The sequence below is a fragment of the Streptomyces sp. NBC_01410 genome (assembly GCF_045040195.1).
In the GTDB taxonomy this organism is placed as follows: domain Bacteria; phylum Actinomycetota; class Actinomycetes; order Streptomycetales; family Streptomycetaceae; genus Streptomyces.
The window spans coordinates 5,764,183-5,779,587 of sequence record NZ_CP109530.1 but is presented as its reverse complement, the minus strand read 5'-3'; the positions used below and the strand labels follow the sequence as shown (position 1 = coordinate 5,779,587).

The following is a 15,405-nucleotide window of genomic DNA, read 5'->3' as shown; positions in this document are numbered from 1 at the left end:
GTTGCGCTGAATCGACCACCCGCCGGGCGCTTCGGGTTGCGCGCTCGCACGATGGGGCGCACGGCCCACCCCACAGCCGGAGGTGACGAGATGTCAGGCAGCGTGCTCCGATCCGTCTGTGCCGCGGCGCTGGCGGCCGCGACCGCTCTCGCGGCGGTGCCCGCCGCGGCCGAACCCGCCGCCGATCCGACGGCGAACCTCACCCGGGTGCTGACACAGCTTCAGACCCTGTACCGGCAGGCGGAGGCGGCCGGTGAGAGGTACAACGCGACGGAGGAGGAACTCACCGGGCAGCGGGCCGAGACGGCGCGGCTCGGCCGCGAGCTCGCGAAGGCCCGCAATGCCCTCAGCGCGAGCCGGGGCGAGGCGGGACGGCTGGCACGCCTGCAGTACCAGGGCCAGTCCGAGCTCTCCTCGTATCTCCAGCTCCTCCTCGCCCGGAACCCGCGCGAGGCCCTCGACCAGGACCATCTCATCGAGCGCGCGGCCCTTGGACGGCTGGCGACAACCGCCAGGCTGGAGACGGGAGCACGGCGGGCCGCGGGACTTGAGGCCGCGTCCCGCAAGGCCCTCGGCCAGGAGCAGACCCTCGCGGCGCGGCAGAAGAAGGCGAGCGAGGCCGCGACGGCGAGGCTGAAGGCCGTCGAGGCGATGCTCGCCTCGCTCTCGCCCGAGCAGATCGCCGGGCTGGCCGCGCTCGAACAGTCCGGCACCGACAAGGCACAGGAGGAGCTGATCGCCTCGGGCGCGCTCGCGGACGACCGCCCGCCCACCGAGGAGGGTGAGGAGGCCCTGCGGTACGCGGTCGAGCAGATCGGCAAGCCGTACCTCTGGGGCACCGAGGGACCGGAGTCGTACGACTGCTCGGGGCTGACCTCCCAGGCCTGGGCGGCGGCGGGCCGCGAGATCCCGCGGACGAGCCAGGAGCAGTGGGAGCAGCTTCCCAAGGTCCCGCTGCGCTCACTGCGCCCCGGCGACCTGGTGGTCTACTTCCCCGAGGCCACCCATGTGGCGATCTATCTGGGCGGCGGCATGGTGGTCCACGCCCCGCGCCCCGGAGCCACCGTCAAGGTCTCCCCCCTCGCGGCGAATCCGCTGCTCGGCGCCGTACGCCCGGACCCGGACGGCAGCCCGCTCAGTTCGTACACCCCGCCGCGGCTCCCGGACGGAGCCACGGCGGGACCGGACACCGGCTACTCGGGGGCGGAGCCGCCGGACGAGGCCGCGGAGACTTCGGCGAGGTAGGCGTTCGCCTTCTCCGGCTCGTAGAAGAAGTTCTCGAAGTCGGCCGGGTCGTTGAAGCCGTTCGCGAACCGGTTGGCGACCGGCTGCAGCTGACCGCCCGCGCCGATCAGGTTCAGTACATGCTCGGGCGGGACGCCGAGCATCGCGTTCGTCCACTTGGTGACGTGCTGCGCCGTGTCCCAGTAGCGGTCGAACGTGGACTGCATCCACTCCTCGTCGAACGGCCTGTCGCCGTGCCCGGTGATCGAGGCGAGATACGAAGCGGCGCACTTGGACGCCGAGTTGGAGCCCTGTCCGGTGATCGGGTCGTTGGCGACGACGACGTCCGCGACACCCAGGACCAGGCCGCCGCCGGGGAGCCGGCCGATCGGCAGGCGGACGGTGGGGGCGTAGCGCCCGGCCAGGGTGGCGCCCGGGTCGGTCAGCTCGACCTTGGTGGCACGCGCGTACTCCCAGGGCGTGAACTTCTCCATCAGCTCAAGCGTCAGGGAGAGGTGCTCGGCGGGGTCCTTGACGCCCTGGAACACGTCGAGCGGGCCGCCCGGGATGCCTTCCCAGAAGAGCATGTCGGCGCGACCGGTGGTGGTGAAGGTCGGCATCACGAAGAGCTCGCCGACGCCGGGGACGAGGTTGCAGCGGACCGCGTCGTAGTCGGGGTGCTCGGGGCGCGGGCCCAGGCCGTGGACGTAGGAGACGGCGAGCGCGCGCTGCGGGGTGTCGTACGGGGAGCGCGAGGCGTCGCGGCCGAACATCGAGACCAGTTCGCCCTTGCCCGCCGAGACCAGCACCAGGTCGTACGTACGGGAGAAGTAGTCAAGGTCGGAGACGGCGGCGCCGTGGATGACGAGCTGGCCGCCGCGCTGGGCGAAGGTCTCCATCCATCCGGCCATCTTCACGCGCTGGTCGACGGACTGGGCGTAGCCGTCGAGCGTGCCGACCCAGTCGACGGCACGCGAGGCGTCGGGGGCGGCGACGGAGACGCCGAGTCCCTCGATGCGCGGGGCCTGGGACTCCCAGAAGTTGATGCCGAGATCCCGCTCGTGCTGGAGCGCGGTGTCGAACATGCACTGCGTGGACATGACCCGGCCGGACCGGATCTCGTCCGCCGTGCGGTTGGACATCACGGTGACGTCGTAGCCCTGGGACTGGAGGCCGAGCGCGAGCTGGAGACCGGACTGGCCGGCTCCGACGATGAGTATCTTCCGCATGGCGGGGGTTCTCCGTTGTGTAGCTAGTCGGGGACGGCTTCGAGGGCGTGGGCGACCAGCGTCAGCAGCGACTCGACCACCGTGATCCGGCTGCGCGCGTCCATGATCACTACGGGTACGTGGGGCGGCACCGTCAGCGCCTCCCGCACGTCCTCGGCCTCGAACCGCTCCGTTCCCTCGAAGTGGTTGACGGCGACGATGTACGGCAGAGCGCTGCTCTCGAAGTAGTCGAGCGCCGGGAAGCAGTCCGGCAGCCTGCGGGTGTCGGCCAGCACGACCGCGCCGATCGCGCCGCGCACCAGGTCGTCCCACATGAACCAGAAGCGCTGCTGTCCCGGTGTGCCGAAGACGTACAGCACCAGATCGTCGTCGAGCGTGATCCGGCCGAAGTCCATGGCGACGGTGGTGGTGAGCTTGTCGGGCGTCGCGGTGAGATCGTCGCTCTCCTCGCTCGCCTGCGTCATCAGCGCCTCGGTCTTGAGCGGCGTGATCTCGGAGACCGCTCCGACGAAGGTCGTCTTGCCCACCCCGAAACCGCCCGCGACGACGATCTTGGTCGCGGTGGGGGCGCGGGTGGGGTCCAACTGCCAGGCCTGCAGCTCCTCTTCGGGCTGCGGGTCGGCCGGCGCCGGCAGAGTGCCAGGGGCGAGCGTGCCGGACGCGAGCGTGTCAGAGGCGTCGGAGTCCACTCAGCACCCTTTCGAGCAGCGCGCGGTCGGGCTGGCCGGAGCCGTGCCCGGTCCCGAACACGCGGATCCTTCCCTGGTCGGCCAGATCACTGAGCAGCACCCGGACCACACCCAGCGGCATCTTCAGCAGCGCCGATATCTCGGCGACGGTACGCATACGACGGCACAGCTCGACGATGGCCCGCAGCTCGGGCATGACGCGCGAGGAGCCCTTGGGGAGTTCCCGGCGCTCGGCCGGTGCTTCGAGCGCGGCCACGAAGGTCTCGACGAGCAGCACATGACCGAAGCGGGTGCGGCCGCCCGTGAGTGAGTAGGGGCGGACCCGGGCGGGGCGGCGGCCCTCGCCGCGCACGGGGAGCCTGCGGGCCGGTTCGGCGGCGTACGTCACTGGGCGCTCTCCTCCATCGATGTGCGCAGCTCGCTGCGGAGTTCGGGGGTGAGGACGTGTCCGGCGCGGCCGACGAAGAGCGCCATGTGGTACGCGACGACGGACATGTCGCAGTCGGGCGTGGCGTGCACGCCGAGCAGTGAGCCGTCGCTGATCGACATCACGAAGACGCTGCCCTCCTCCATCGCGACCATCGTCTGCTTGACGGCGCCGCCTTCCATCAGCCGTGCCGCGCCGATGGTGAGGCTGCCGATGCCGGAGACGATCGTGGCGAGGTCGGCGCTGGAGCCCTTGGGTCCTTCCGGGCGCTCGGTGGTGGCCGCCGCGGCGTTGCGGGCGGGGTCGGAGGAGAGCAGCAGCAGCCCGTCGGACGAGACGACGGCGACCGAGCGCACCCCTGGCACCTCCTCCACGAGATTGCTCAGCAACCAGTGCAGATTGCGGGCTTCACTGCTCAGGCCGAATGTCCCGGTCGCAGTCAACTGCGTGCCTCCTCGACTGTGTCCCCCGCTTCTTCTGTTGTTGTACGTGCGCCAGTTGCAGGTGTGCCTTCTGTCTGCTGTGTGATCTCGGCCTCGGCGTCGCGGCGGCCCGAGTCGGCGCCCTGCTGGAAGCCGCCGAGGCGGCGGCGCAGGGCATCGGCGTCGATGCCGCCGGTGCGCCCGGTGGGCGCGGCGGCGGGCTTGACGATCTTGGGGGTGCGCTTGGGGAGGCCCTTGTCGGTGACGCGCTGCCGGGCGGGATGCGCGGGCTCGGACTCCACTGCCTCGGGGTCGGCGGCCTCGGGCTCGGGTGCCGCGTCCGGCTCCGGTTCGGCCTCCGGCTGCCGTTCGGCTTCCGGCTCCGGCTGCGTGTCCGGCAGGCGCATCGAAAATGTCGCTTCATCGATGCCGTCGGCCTCCTCCACCCCGTCGGCCTTGTCGCCGTCCGCCGTTCGCTCCTGAGGGTCCGGTTCCGCGTCGCGGATCGCCTGCTCGGCGGCCACCACCAGGGGGTCGATACGCCGCGAACTGCCTGGCAGGGCATTGGAGTTGGCCTCCGCCACCGATCCGGGCAGCTGCAGCGCGGGCGCGGATCCCGCCATGGTCACCGTGGGCGACGCGGGCGCCGGCGGACCCGTCGGAAGCAGCCCCTGCGACAGCACGACGACCGCGGCGATCCCGCCGCCCTTCTGCTCGCGCAGCTGGACCCGTACGCCATGACGCGCCGCCAGGAGCGCGGCCACCCGCAGCCCGAGGCCCTCGCCGTCCCGGCCCGTCCGCGTCTGGTACGCCTGCGGGTCCGCAAGGCGGGCGTTGAGCTCGGCGATCCGCCCGGCGGTCATCCCTATGCCGCTGTCCTGTACGGAGAGCATCACCTCGCCGCTCTCCAGCAGCCAGCCCGACAGCTCGACCTGGGCGTCCGGCGGCGAGAAGGAGGTGGCGTTCTCCAGGAGTTCGGCGACCAGATGGCTGAGGTCGTCGGCGGCGAATCCGGCGACCTGGGCGTGCGGCGGCAGCGACTGGATGACGACCCGTTCGTACCGCTCGATCTCGCTGACGGCCGCGCGCAGTACGTCGACGAGCGGGACGGGTCCGGGATGCCCGTGGCTGTGCTCGGAGCCCGCGAGGACCAGCAGGTTCTCGCTGTGGCGGCGCATGACGGTCGCCATGTGGTCGAGCTTGAAGAGGGTCGCGAGCCGCTCGGGGTCCTGCTCGCGCTCCTCCAGCTTCTCGATGACGCCGAGCTGGCGCTCGACGAGGCCGAGGGTGCGCAGGGAGAGGTTGACGAAGGTGTGCTGGACGGTGTGCCGCAGGCGTTCGAGCTCGGCGGTCAGCAGGTCCGTCTGCTCCTTGAGCTCGGCGCGGCCCGTGGCGAGTTCGGCGGCGAGCGTGTCGCGGGCGCCGGCCAGGTCGCCGCGGTCGCTGTCGAGGCGTTCGGCGCGTACCCCGAGGTCCCGCACCTTGCCGTGCAGGGTGTTCAGGGAACGTACGACCTGCGCGAACTCGTCGTTGCGCCCGGTGAAGCGGACCGGCTCCTCGACCTCGGGGGCGGCGGCGAGGCGGGCCGCGCCGATCCGCAGGACGGCGAGCGGGCGGGTGAGCGTACGGGTCACGGCTGCCGAGACTCCGATGGCGACGATCACCAGGCCGCCGAGAAGCGCGACCCGGATCTCCAGTGCGGTGACATCGTCGTCGCGCAGCTGCTCGAAGCGCTCGATCCGCTCGGTGGCGAGCGTCGACTCGACGCCGCGCATCTGCTCGATACGGGCGGTGAGCGAGGTTTCGAGCTTCTCGCGGTTGGACTTGCGGTCGGCCTTCGAGAGCTCGGGCTGGTCGGTCAGCCGGGCGAGGTAGATCTCGGCGGTCTTGACCTCGGCCCCGGTGACGGTGGCGGCCAGCGAATCGCGGGCGTCCTTGTCGGCGGCCCGGTCGAAGTCGGCGAGCGCGGCGAGTTCACGCATCCGGGACTGCTGGGCGGCGGCGCTCAGGGCGTTGCGCGCGGGGTCCGCGGCGTCGTCGTCCTCGCCCTCCACCGGCAGTCCGGTGACCGGGTCGAAGTCCGGGCTGCTCTGCTTGCCGGGCAGGGCGAGCGCGGCCAGCAACAGCCCGCGGGTCGCGGAGGCCTGCTCGACGGCGAGAGCCAGCTCGGCGGGGGCCCGGGTGCCGTGGGCCGCGCGCGGCGGGGTCTTCTCGGCCAGTTCGTCGGCCAGGTCGTGCAGGCTCGCGATGACGGCCGTGTACGCCCGGTGGGCATCCATCGCCGTGCCCTTGCCGGTCAGCGCGGTGCGGCGGACGGAGGGGACGACGGACAGATCGCGGCCCAGGTCGGCGTGGTCGTCGGGGATGCTGGCGCGGATCTCGTCGATCTGGCGGTCGACGCGGGCGCTCAGACCTGCGGAGACCGCGCGCCGGGCGGCCTTGTCGCCCTTCTGGTCCGCACGGCCCGCGGCGATGTACGCGGTGACCTCGTCGCGTTCGTCGGCGAGGGAGTGGGCGAGGGTGACGGCCTGGCGGTCGAGTCCGGCGAGGGTGACCAGGCGCTGGGACTCGGTCAGTTCGGCGGAGGTGGCGAGGATGCCGGGGGTGCCCGCGGCGACCACCACGATCGTGACGGCGGCGACGCCGGCGACGAGGCGGTTGCGCACGCGCTTGGCGCGACCGCGCTCGGCGGGCTCGGGCGAGGGGTCCTGCGTCCGGGACGGCCGCTTGTTCTGCACCGGTGCTCGCAATCTTGCTTGACTCGTCCACCCATGAAGCAGAGATGACGACCGGTCACACGTGAGAGCCCCACCCCTGGTACGGCCTACGACCATTCCAGCGCCTTTGGGAGGGAGACGCGCATCGGCCGCTCCGCCACCCGAAGGAGTGAACATCACCGAGGAGTTGACGAACAACTCGCCCCGGCCACGGATACGGCGGCGCGCGGGGCCGGGCTGGATCTTCGGGCCGGGCTTTGGCAGTATGCGCGCCCGCAGCTTCCCCAGGCCGCGCCGCGGCACGTCCGGGACCCTTCTGACCTGCCGATACGAGCCATTCGCGGTCTCGTGCGGGCATCGTGAAGGAGTCATGCAGACTGGGGTCATGCGTATCGAACTGGCCAGCGCACCCGGCACCCCCGAGCGGCTCAACGAGGACTGGGCATCCGTGGCCCTGCCTGCATCGGGCCAGGGCGGAACGATCGTGGTGCTGGACGGTGTGACGCCGCCGGCGGGCGACGACGGATGTGTGCACGGTGTGCCGTGGTTCACCGCCAGGCTCGGCGGCGCGCTGATCGAACTGTCCGGTTCACGGCGGGATATGACCCTGGCCGAAATCCTCTCCGAGGCAATCCGGCGCACCGCCGACTCCCACCGCGACACCTGTGACCTTTCTCACGTCCGTACGCCTCAGGCGACGGTGGTCCTGGTGCGCTGGGGCGGCCCGGCGGACGCCGTGGAGCATCTGGTCCTCTCCGACTCCACCCTGCTGCTGGAGTCGCCGAACGGGGAGGTCCGTCCGGTGCTGGACGACCGCATCGACCGCCTGCCCCGCGAACTGCTGCGCGCACACGCCACGGCGGACGCACTGCGCAACGCGGAGGGCGGCTTCTTCACGGCGGCGGCGGACCCGGCGGTGTCGGCGCGGGCGGTGACGGGCGCGACCCCACGGTCCGAGGTCCGCGCCGTGGCGGCGCTCACCGACGGAGCCTCGCGCTGGGTCGACATGTTCGGCGAGGGCGACTGGGCCGACTGCATGGCCCTGCTCCGCAAGGAGGGCACGCAGGGCCTGATCGACCGGGTCAGGTCGATGGAGACATCGGCGCAGGAGCGGGGTGAGGTGATTCGCTGGAAGCTCCGCGACGACGCGACGGCGGTCTTCGCGGAGCTCTGATGCGTGCGGGGCTTCGCCCCGGACCCGGTATGCGACCTTCGGCCGCATGTCCTCAAACGCCGGACGGGCTGAATGTGCGGCCCAGCCGCACAATCCAGCCCCGCCGGCGCTTGAGGCGCGGTCCCGGACGCGACATTCAGCCCCGCCGGTGTTGGGACAAAGCCCGCCGCAGGCGGACCGCTCAGCTCCCCGCGCGCGCGTTCAGCTGGTGCAGCAGCCGCGCCAGCTCCGCGATCTCCCCCCGGTCCCACCCCGCCAGCTTGCTCATGTACCGGTCCCGCCTCGCGTCCCTCACCCGGCGGAAGCGGAGCCGACCTTCTTCGGTGAGCCGGACGAGTGAGGCCCGGCCGTCCGCCGGATCCGGTTCGCGGGTCACCAGGCCGAGTTCGTCCAGCGCCCGCAGCTGACGGCTCATCGTCGCCTTGCCGACGCCGAAGTACGCGGCGAGTTCGGTCGCCCGCTGCTGCCCGGCCTCTTCCAGCCGCACCAGCAGGCCGTACGCGGCGGGCTCCAGCTCGGGGTGGACCTCGCGGGCCATCTCGCCCGAGGACGCCCGTGCCCGGCGCAGAAAGACCGCCAACTCCCTTTCCAAAGCAAGGAATTCGCGGTCCACACCATTTCCGCCCTTCGCGTCCGCTTCACTCCCCGTACCGCTTTCGTGCACGTCAGCACCCCTCGCGCGCTTTCCGGATTCTGAAAGTTTCTTCCGGCGCTTCCCATCGCCGCAGCTCGGCCAGTATTTCGCAGGCGTAGACCAACGGCGTCCCCCTGCCCCCCTTCCGCAAGGGGTTCTACGCGCCTAGCTTCATTGCTGACATGTCCACACCACATGGTCCCCGCCATGGATTTCCGCCACGGCATGTCGACAGATCGCCAGATCCCCCACCGAGGTCTTCGGAGGCACGCTATGCCCGTGCACAGATCCCGAACGACCGGCCGGTCGCATCTTGCGGCAGCCGGCACCCTCCTCGCAGTACTGTCCCTGCTCCTCACACTCCCCGGCACGGCAAACGCCGCCGACGTACCCCCGCGCGGCTCCGCCCACCTGGGCATGGGCGTCATCGCCCACGACGGCCAGGGAGGACTCCCCCGTGACAGCCGGGTGGTGCAGACGGAAGGCGTCGACGTCTCCAGTCACCAGGGCAACGTCGACTGGCCCCGCCTGTGGAACAGCGGTGTGAAGTGGGCCTACGTCAAGGCCACCGAGGGCACCTACTACAAGAACCCGTACTTCGGGCAGCAGTACACCGGCTCGTACAACGTCGGGATGATCCGCGGCGCCTACCACTTCGCCACCCCCGACACCGCCACCGGCGCCGCGCAGGCCGACTACTTCGTGAACAACGGCGGCGGCTGGTCCCGCGACGGCAGGACGCTGCCGGGCGCACTCGACATCGAATGGAACCCGTACGGCGCCGCGTGCTTCGGCAAGACGCAGTCCGGGATGGTCACCTGGATCCGCGACTTCCTGAGCCGCTACAAGGCCCGCACCGGGCGCGACGCGGTGATCTACACCGCGACCAGCTGGTGGACCCAGTGCACCGGCAACTACAGCGGCTTCGGCGCGAGCAGCCCGCTGTGGATCGCGCGCTACAACACCACGCCCGGCACTCTCCCCGCCGGCTGGGTCTACCAGACGATGTGGCAGTACACCTCGTCAGGACCGATCGTCGGCGACCACGACAAGTTCAATGGCGCGCTGGACCGCGTGGTGGCTCTCGCGAACGGCTGAACAGAGCCTGGCAAGCCCGTCCCGCGCACCTGCGCGACCCGTGGGTCACGACCAGTGCGCGGGGCGGGTCAGCTCGGGCGGCAGCCTGGTCGCCGCGTCGCCCTTCGCCGCGTTGAGCTGTGGCTGGGTGACGAAGAAGCTCCCCGTCAGATCCGCGCCCGCAAGGTCCGCGTCCCGCAGATCCGCCCCGATGAGGTCCGCGAGACGCAGATCCGCGCCCGTGAGGTCGGCCGCGATGAGATACGCGCCCCGCAGATTCGCGCCCCTGAGGTCGGCGCCACGGAGCTTCGCCCCGATCAGGTCGGCCCCGCGGCGGTCCTTCTTCCTGTGTCCGGCTTCGGCCCGCACCAGTTCGCTCGTACGGAGCAGCAGCACGTTCACGTCCTGCCGGTGCGCCGCCACATCGAGCTTTTCCAGCGCCTCGGGGGCAAGACCGGTCAGGCGCTCGGTCTCCTCCAGCAGCCGGCGGATCTCGCCGTGCAGCGCGCGGGCCGGCCGCAGCTTCAGCGCCTCGGTCAGGTACCAGAGCAGTTCGTGCAGCTGCCGTACGACGGGGAACACGGCGAACATCTGCTGCGCGGTGTCCGGCGCCTGCCGCCAGTCCGTGCCGCCGAAGGTGACCTGGGAGACCTGCTGCCCGGCGCCGAAGCAGTCGTAGACCGTGCAGCCGGGAAAGCCGCTCTGCCGCAGCCGGGTGTGGATGCCGCAGCGGAAGTCCGTACGCAGATTGGGGCAGGGCTTTCCGGCGTCCTTGTTGATCGCGAAGTCCGCCGACCTGGCGAACGGCAGCGCGGCACAGCACAGCCCGAAGCAGCTCCCGCAGTCGGCCTGCAGGGGGTTTTCCATGCCTCCATTGTGAACGACCGCGAAGGACCCCCGGCGCACGGGCGCCGGGGGTCCGTCTCTCATCGGGGCCGGGGCCGGAGCCTCAGCCGCACAGTCCCGCGGGGCGTTCGCGGGTGACCAGGTCGGTCCAGCCCGTCGTGCCGTCGATCCAGATCACCTGGCGGCCGGTGCCCGCGGCCGGGGAGATCTGTTCGCCGCGGTTGCAGGAGACCCGCTCCTGGCGCGATCCGTCGGTGGTCAGCTGCCAGAGTTTCGGCAGTGACTCGTTGCGGAACGCCGTGTCGGGCAGTGCGCTGTTCACGGTGACCGCGTCGTCCGAGGCCGTGAGGTCGAAGGGCATCAGCGCGGACGGCTTGTACTCGGAGCTGATGTCCACCGTGTCCTTGCCGTCCAGGCCCGAGCGGCGGATCCCCATCTGGCCCTGGTCGTTCAGGTTCTCGTCCACCAGCCAGAAGGCGTGTGTGGCGTTGATGCCGGTCTGGCCGAGGATCTGCGGTTCGCCGAGCTGCTCCGCGAGGGCGGCCTTGCCGGTCTTGAGGTCGAAGACCTCGACGCCCAGCTTGTAGTCCTCGGGGGTCGGATACAGCTTGGCGTAGGCGAGCCTGCCGTTCTTGATCGCCGGGAGGGCGGTCAGGATCTCGAAGCCGCCGCCGTCGACGAAGGCGGGCTTACTGTCGCCGGGGCGCAGATAGCCGACGTGCCGGTCGCCGAAGATGCCGAAGCTCTCGAAGACGACGACGCCGTTCTCGACGCGCAGGCCACCGATGTCGGTGGACGAGGTGTACAGCTTCTTGATCGGTCCGCCCGTCAGGGGGCGGGAGAGGATGTCGAGGCTGGTCGTCCCGTACGCCGCCCAGACGACCGTCTTGCCGTCGGTCGCCGGATAGACGTGGTAGCGGCCGTCGTTGGGGCTGATCAGCTTCGGGGCGCCCTTGCCGTCCGTACGGCCCGCGTACACGGAGTACGGCTCCGAGCCGTCGTCGTTGGACTGCGAGGCGGTCCACCAGCCGCCGCCCGCCTGGGCTCCGGTGCCCGCGGTGTTGACCTTGCCGAGCAGCTGGTCGGAGTCGACGCCGAGCGCGTCCTCCCAGCCCGGGACGATGCCGTGGGCGTTGAACGAGCGCTTCACGGCGGTGAGCTGCTTCGCGGTGACGCCGAGGTCCTTGGCTGCGGCGAGTACCGCGTTGCGGCCGTCGGTGAAGCCGTCGAGCGGCGTCATGTACTCGGACAGGGCCTTGTACACGATGCTGTCGGCGAGCTGTCCGCCCACGTCCTGGCGCAGGTCCCACAGGGCGCCGGAGAACACGGTGGAGTTGAGGTGCACCCCGCCGCTGTCGGTGCCGTAGGTGACGCCGAGGAAGTTCTTCGAGGTGGTCGCGCCGTCGTTGAGGTCGCGGAAGGCACAGGCCCGCGGCTTCGTCGTACGGCACAGGTCCTCGCCGACGAGACCGGCGTCCGGGTCGTCCATGGAGACTCCGGACGCGGCGGTGTCGATCGCGTTGCCGAAGTAGTCGGCGAGCGCCTCGTTCATCGCGCCGGACTGTCCGGCGTAGACGAGGTTGGCGGTGTTCTCGACGACGCCGTGCGTCATCTCGTGGCCCACCACGTCGAGGTCGGCGGAGAGCGGCTTGTAGTCCTCGTCGCCGCTGCCGTAGACCATCTTCTGGCCGTCCCAGAAGGCGTTGACGTACGGCGTGCCGAACTCCGTCACGCCGACCAGGGAGTTGATGGTCATGCCGCGGCCGTCGAGGCTGTCACGGCCGTGGTTCTGCTTGTAGTAGTCGTAGACCTTCCCGGCCGCCCAGTGCGCGTCGACCGCGCCGGACTCGGTGGCGTCCTTGCCGAATTCCTTCTCCGCGTGGCTGAATTCCTTCAGCCCGCCGGGCCAGGTTCCGGCCACCTCGCTGACATCGCGGTCGCGGGCGTCCCAGGTGGTGAGGGTGTTCTTGGTGGAGCCCGCCATCCGCGTGGAGTCGATCATCAGGTACTTGTTCGCGGTGGTGTCGAGCTGGAGGTCGAGGTCGACCTTGGCCTTGTCGAGCTTGACGCCGCTGCCCTTGATCGCGGCGGCCGGGTCGGCCTCGGCCGCGCGGGCGCCCGCCGGGGCCGCCTTCGCGGTGGTGCCGGACGCGGCGGTCCCCTTCGCGGTCAGCGTCTTGATGCCGCTGAACTGCAGCACCGGGTAGCCGGCGCGGGCGTCGATGTAGACCTGCTGGAGGACCGGTTCGCCGGTGCTGGGGTTCGTGCCGCGTACGGTCACGTGGTGGGCGAGGACGCCCTCGCCGCGCGGGATCACCACGAGGCCGCCCGCGCTGCCGGTGAGGGCCGCCGCCTTCGCGGACTTGGCGCCCTTGCCGCGTATCGCGTCGGCCTTGCTGAGCGTCTTGCCGCCGAGGCGTGCGGCGGTCGCGGCGACTGCGCGGCGTACCGCGGTGTCCTTGGTGACGCTCGCCTTGGTGCCGGTCTTCAGACCGGTGAAGTACTTGCCGGAGGTGCCGGTGACGACGCGCTTGCCGCCCTTGGACTCCATCCGTACGACGTACTGGCCGCCGAACACCGGTATGCCGTGGTGCTTCTGCTGAAGACGCACGGTCTCTTCCGCGCCATTTTTGACGGTCCCCATCGGCGCGAGGTCGCGCCGCGCGTCGGCGATCTTGTAGCGGCTCTCCTTGGCGGCGAGATGGCCGCGGGCCGCGTCCGCCGGGCTTGCCTTGGCGTCCGCCGTCTCCCTGATTCCGTCGACGAGCGACGGGGTGGCCGTCTCCGCCCCCGGAAGGACATCGGCGGGCGGTGCGGTGGCCGGCGGGGTGGCCGCCTGGGCCGGTACCGCCGTCAGCAGCAGCCCGGCCGCGCCGAGCAGTGCCGCGAGACCGGTCCCCCTGGAAATACCCGATCTCTGTGTGCTTGTTCTGGCCTTGCGCACAGTACGTACCCCTCCCACGTGCTGGTCAAGCCGTAAAGGTGGTCATGGCCATGCAACCCGCGGGACGCCAACCGATCAATGTGGCCAGCATGTTGACAAGTGGACACGCACACTTGTGTGGCCCGTGAAGAGGGAGTGAGAATCCGACGCATGAGCGAGGGGGAACTGCACACCCTCGGCCTGGGGGAGGCCGAGGAACGCATCTACGAGGCACTGCTCAAGGAACGGGCCACCGGGGCCGAGGAGTTGGCACGCCTGCTGGGCCTGCCACGCGACCGCCTCGACCGGGCGCTCGGCCATCTTGTCGAGCACGGCCTCGCGCTGCCGGCGGACGGCGACGCACTGCCGCATCCGGCGGCACCGGACGCCGCGATCCGTACGCTCATCCATCGCCGCCAGGCCGAACTGCACTTACGGTCGGCCGAGCTGGAGCGATTACGGATGACCGCGGACCGGCTGGCGGGCCGCCTGATGTCGGGAGCGACCTGCGCACCCGAGCGTGGCATCGAGGTGGTGACGGGGCCGCGGGCGATCGGCGAACGGGCGGAGTATCTCCTCGCCACGGCAGAGCGGGAGGTCGCCATCCTGGACCGCTCGCCGTACGGGAAGGGGTCACGCGGGGACGGCAGTTCACGCGCACCGGCACTGGACATCGAGGGGCTCCTGGACCGCGGGGTGGAGGTGCGGACCGTCCTGGACCGGGACGGGCTGGCCCGTCCCGGCCGGATGGGGTCGGTGACCGGCCTCGTCGAACAGGGCCTGCGGGCACGGGTCGCGGCGGCGGTGCCCACCGAACTGATCACCGTGGACCGGCGGATCACCCTGCTTCCGCCGGCCGACCCGGCCGACCCGAGGGCATCCGCGCTGGTGATCGGCGACGCGTTACTGCGCAACGCACTGATGCCGCTGTTCGAGACGGTGTGGGACCGGGCCACGCCGCTCGGCGGTTCGGGCGGGGCGTGCGACGACGGGGCCCTCGTGAAGGCCCAGAAGGAGCTGCTGGGCCTGCTCGCCTCGGGCCTCAAGGACGAGGCGATCGCGCGCCGCCTGGGCGTCCATGTGCACACGGCGCGCAGAAGGATCAGCCGTCTGCTGGAGACGCTCGGCGCCGAGACCCGCTTCCAGGCCGGGGCGCAGGCGACCTTGCGGGGCTGGCTGGACTGACGGCCGCAAACAGGCAAGATGGCCGGATGAAGTGGATCGCTCCGGGGCGCCGCCCGAAGAGGCTGCTGAGGTGGCCCGCTATAGCCCTGCTCGCCGCCACGACGGCGTGCGGCGGTCCGGTTTCGGCCGCGCCCGACGCGGGGGACGAGTCCCCCTTGCCGCCGCCGCCCGCGCCACAGTCCTCGGCGACTGCTTTCGCGGGCCTGTCGTCGGCCGGCGTGCTGCTCGACAAGGACGGCCAGCACTTCTGTTCCGCGAGCGTCGTCGGCAGCCCCAAGGGCAATGTCATCGCCACCGCCGCGCACTGTGTCTTCGAGTACGGCAGCTATATGGAGAACGTCACCTTCGCCCCCAGCTTCAGCGGCCCGGGTGCGGGCAAGGCGCCGTACGGACGGTGGAAGGTCCGCGCCATCCAGGTGGACGCCCGCTGGCGCGCCGACGCCGAGGACTCCGACACCGTGGACTACGCCTTCCTGACGCTGGAGCCGGACGCCAAGGGCCGCAACGTCCAGGACATCGTGGGCGGGACGCCCGTCGACTGGACGGCGGTGCCGGCCGGCCGGGTCACGGTCGTCGGCTACCCCAACCCCGACCACAATCCGGACAACCGCCCGATCGCCTGCACCACCGACACCGAGCCGGATCCCGAACTGGCCGGATCCGTACGGATGGACTGCTCCGGTTTCTGGGACGGCACGAGCGGCGGTCCCTGGCTCGCGGGCTACCGGGACCCGAAGCATCCGGGCCGCCTCATCGGGGTGACCAGCGGCGGCGACACGGACAGTGTGTCGACGGCGGTGCGCTTCAACGCGAACGCGCGCCGGCTGTACGACAAGGCCGCGAAGCAGTAGCGCGGAG

Annotated in this window: 13 protein-coding genes; 5 read left to right on the top strand and 8 right to left on the bottom strand. The window is 71.1% G+C overall.

Features of this window, described 5'->3' with window-relative positions; all coding sequences use genetic code 11:
- Positions 1-90 precede the first annotated feature (90 nt).
- The gene (locus OG741_RS26755; protein ID WP_405601983.1) at positions 91-1,245 is read left to right on the top strand and encodes an NlpC/P60 family protein; all 1,155 of its coding nucleotides are present in this window, start codon (positions 91-93) and stop codon (positions 1,243-1,245) included.
- Here the strand turns inward: OG741_RS26755 and OG741_RS26750 are convergent.
- From OG741_RS26750 to OG741_RS26730, 5 genes are read right to left on the bottom strand one after another with little or no spacing between them, the layout of a single operon-like run.
- Complete coding sequence (locus OG741_RS26750) at positions 1,194-2,453, bottom strand: styrene monooxygenase/indole monooxygenase family protein (protein WP_405601981.1); 1,260 nt, start codon at positions 2,451-2,453, stop codon at positions 1,194-1,196. The two genes, OG741_RS26755 and OG741_RS26750, sit on opposite strands and share 52 nt — an antisense overlap.
- A gap of 23 nt (positions 2,454-2,476) precedes the next feature.
- Entirely contained in the window at positions 2,477-3,088 is a 612-nt protein-coding gene (locus tag OG741_RS26745) for a GTP-binding protein (RefSeq protein WP_405605795.1), read from the bottom strand.
- 34 nt (positions 3,089-3,122) lie between these two features.
- Positions 3,123-3,530 (bottom strand): DUF742 domain-containing protein, encoded by a 408-nt coding sequence (locus tag OG741_RS26740; protein ID WP_405601979.1) that lies wholly within the window; start codon positions 3,528-3,530, stop codon positions 3,123-3,125.
- The gene (locus OG741_RS26735; RefSeq protein WP_266487317.1) at positions 3,527-4,012 is read right to left on the bottom strand and encodes a roadblock/LC7 domain-containing protein; all 486 of its coding nucleotides are present in this window, start codon (positions 4,010-4,012) and stop codon (positions 3,527-3,529) included. Before OG741_RS26735 ends, OG741_RS26740 begins: the two co-directional genes overlap by 4 nt.
- Complete coding sequence (locus tag OG741_RS26730) at positions 4,009-6,729, bottom strand: nitrate- and nitrite sensing domain-containing protein (protein ID WP_405601976.1); 2,721 nt, start codon at positions 6,727-6,729, stop codon at positions 4,009-4,011. Before OG741_RS26730 ends, OG741_RS26735 begins: the two co-directional genes overlap by 4 nt.
- Before the next feature lie 364 nt (positions 6,730-7,093).
- Between OG741_RS26730 and OG741_RS26725 the strand changes: the two genes are divergently transcribed.
- The gene (locus tag OG741_RS26725) at positions 7,094-7,882 is read left to right on the top strand and encodes a hypothetical protein (protein WP_405605793.1); all 789 of its coding nucleotides are present in this window, start codon (positions 7,094-7,096) and stop codon (positions 7,880-7,882) included.
- 181 nt (positions 7,883-8,063) lie between these two features.
- On the opposite strand, the gene OG741_RS26720 is transcribed toward OG741_RS26725, so the two are convergent.
- Positions 8,064-8,546, bottom strand: coding sequence for a MarR family winged helix-turn-helix transcriptional regulator (locus OG741_RS26720; RefSeq protein WP_405601974.1), 483 nt, complete (start codon positions 8,544-8,546; stop codon positions 8,064-8,066).
- 243 nt (positions 8,547-8,789) lie between these two features.
- Between OG741_RS26720 and OG741_RS26715 the strand changes: the two genes are divergently transcribed.
- Positions 8,790-9,614, top strand: a complete 825-nt coding sequence (locus OG741_RS26715; RefSeq protein ID WP_405601973.1) for a lysozyme — start codon at positions 8,790-8,792, stop codon at positions 9,612-9,614.
- Between the two features lie 45 nt (positions 9,615-9,659).
- On the opposite strand, the gene OG741_RS26710 is transcribed toward OG741_RS26715, so the two are convergent.
- A complete protein-coding gene (locus OG741_RS26710; protein ID WP_405601971.1) occupies positions 9,660-10,460 on the bottom strand; it encodes a pentapeptide repeat-containing protein in 801 nt (266 codons plus the stop codon).
- 82 nt (positions 10,461-10,542) lie between these two features.
- Positions 10,543-13,383, bottom strand: a complete 2,841-nt coding sequence (locus tag OG741_RS26705; RefSeq protein WP_405601969.1) for a M4 family metallopeptidase — start codon at positions 13,381-13,383, stop codon at positions 10,543-10,545.
- 150 nt (positions 13,384-13,533) lie between these two features.
- Between OG741_RS26705 and OG741_RS26700 the strand changes: the two genes are divergently transcribed.
- On the top strand, positions 13,534-14,547 hold the full coding sequence (locus OG741_RS26700) for a helix-turn-helix domain-containing protein (RefSeq protein WP_405601967.1): 1,014 nt from the start codon (positions 13,534-13,536) through the stop codon (positions 14,545-14,547).
- A gap of 26 nt (positions 14,548-14,573) precedes the next feature.
- Positions 14,574-15,398, top strand: a complete 825-nt coding sequence (locus OG741_RS26695) for a trypsin-like serine peptidase (RefSeq protein WP_405601965.1) — start codon at positions 14,574-14,576, stop codon at positions 15,396-15,398.
- The last annotated feature ends 7 nt before the right edge of the window (positions 15,399-15,405 follow it).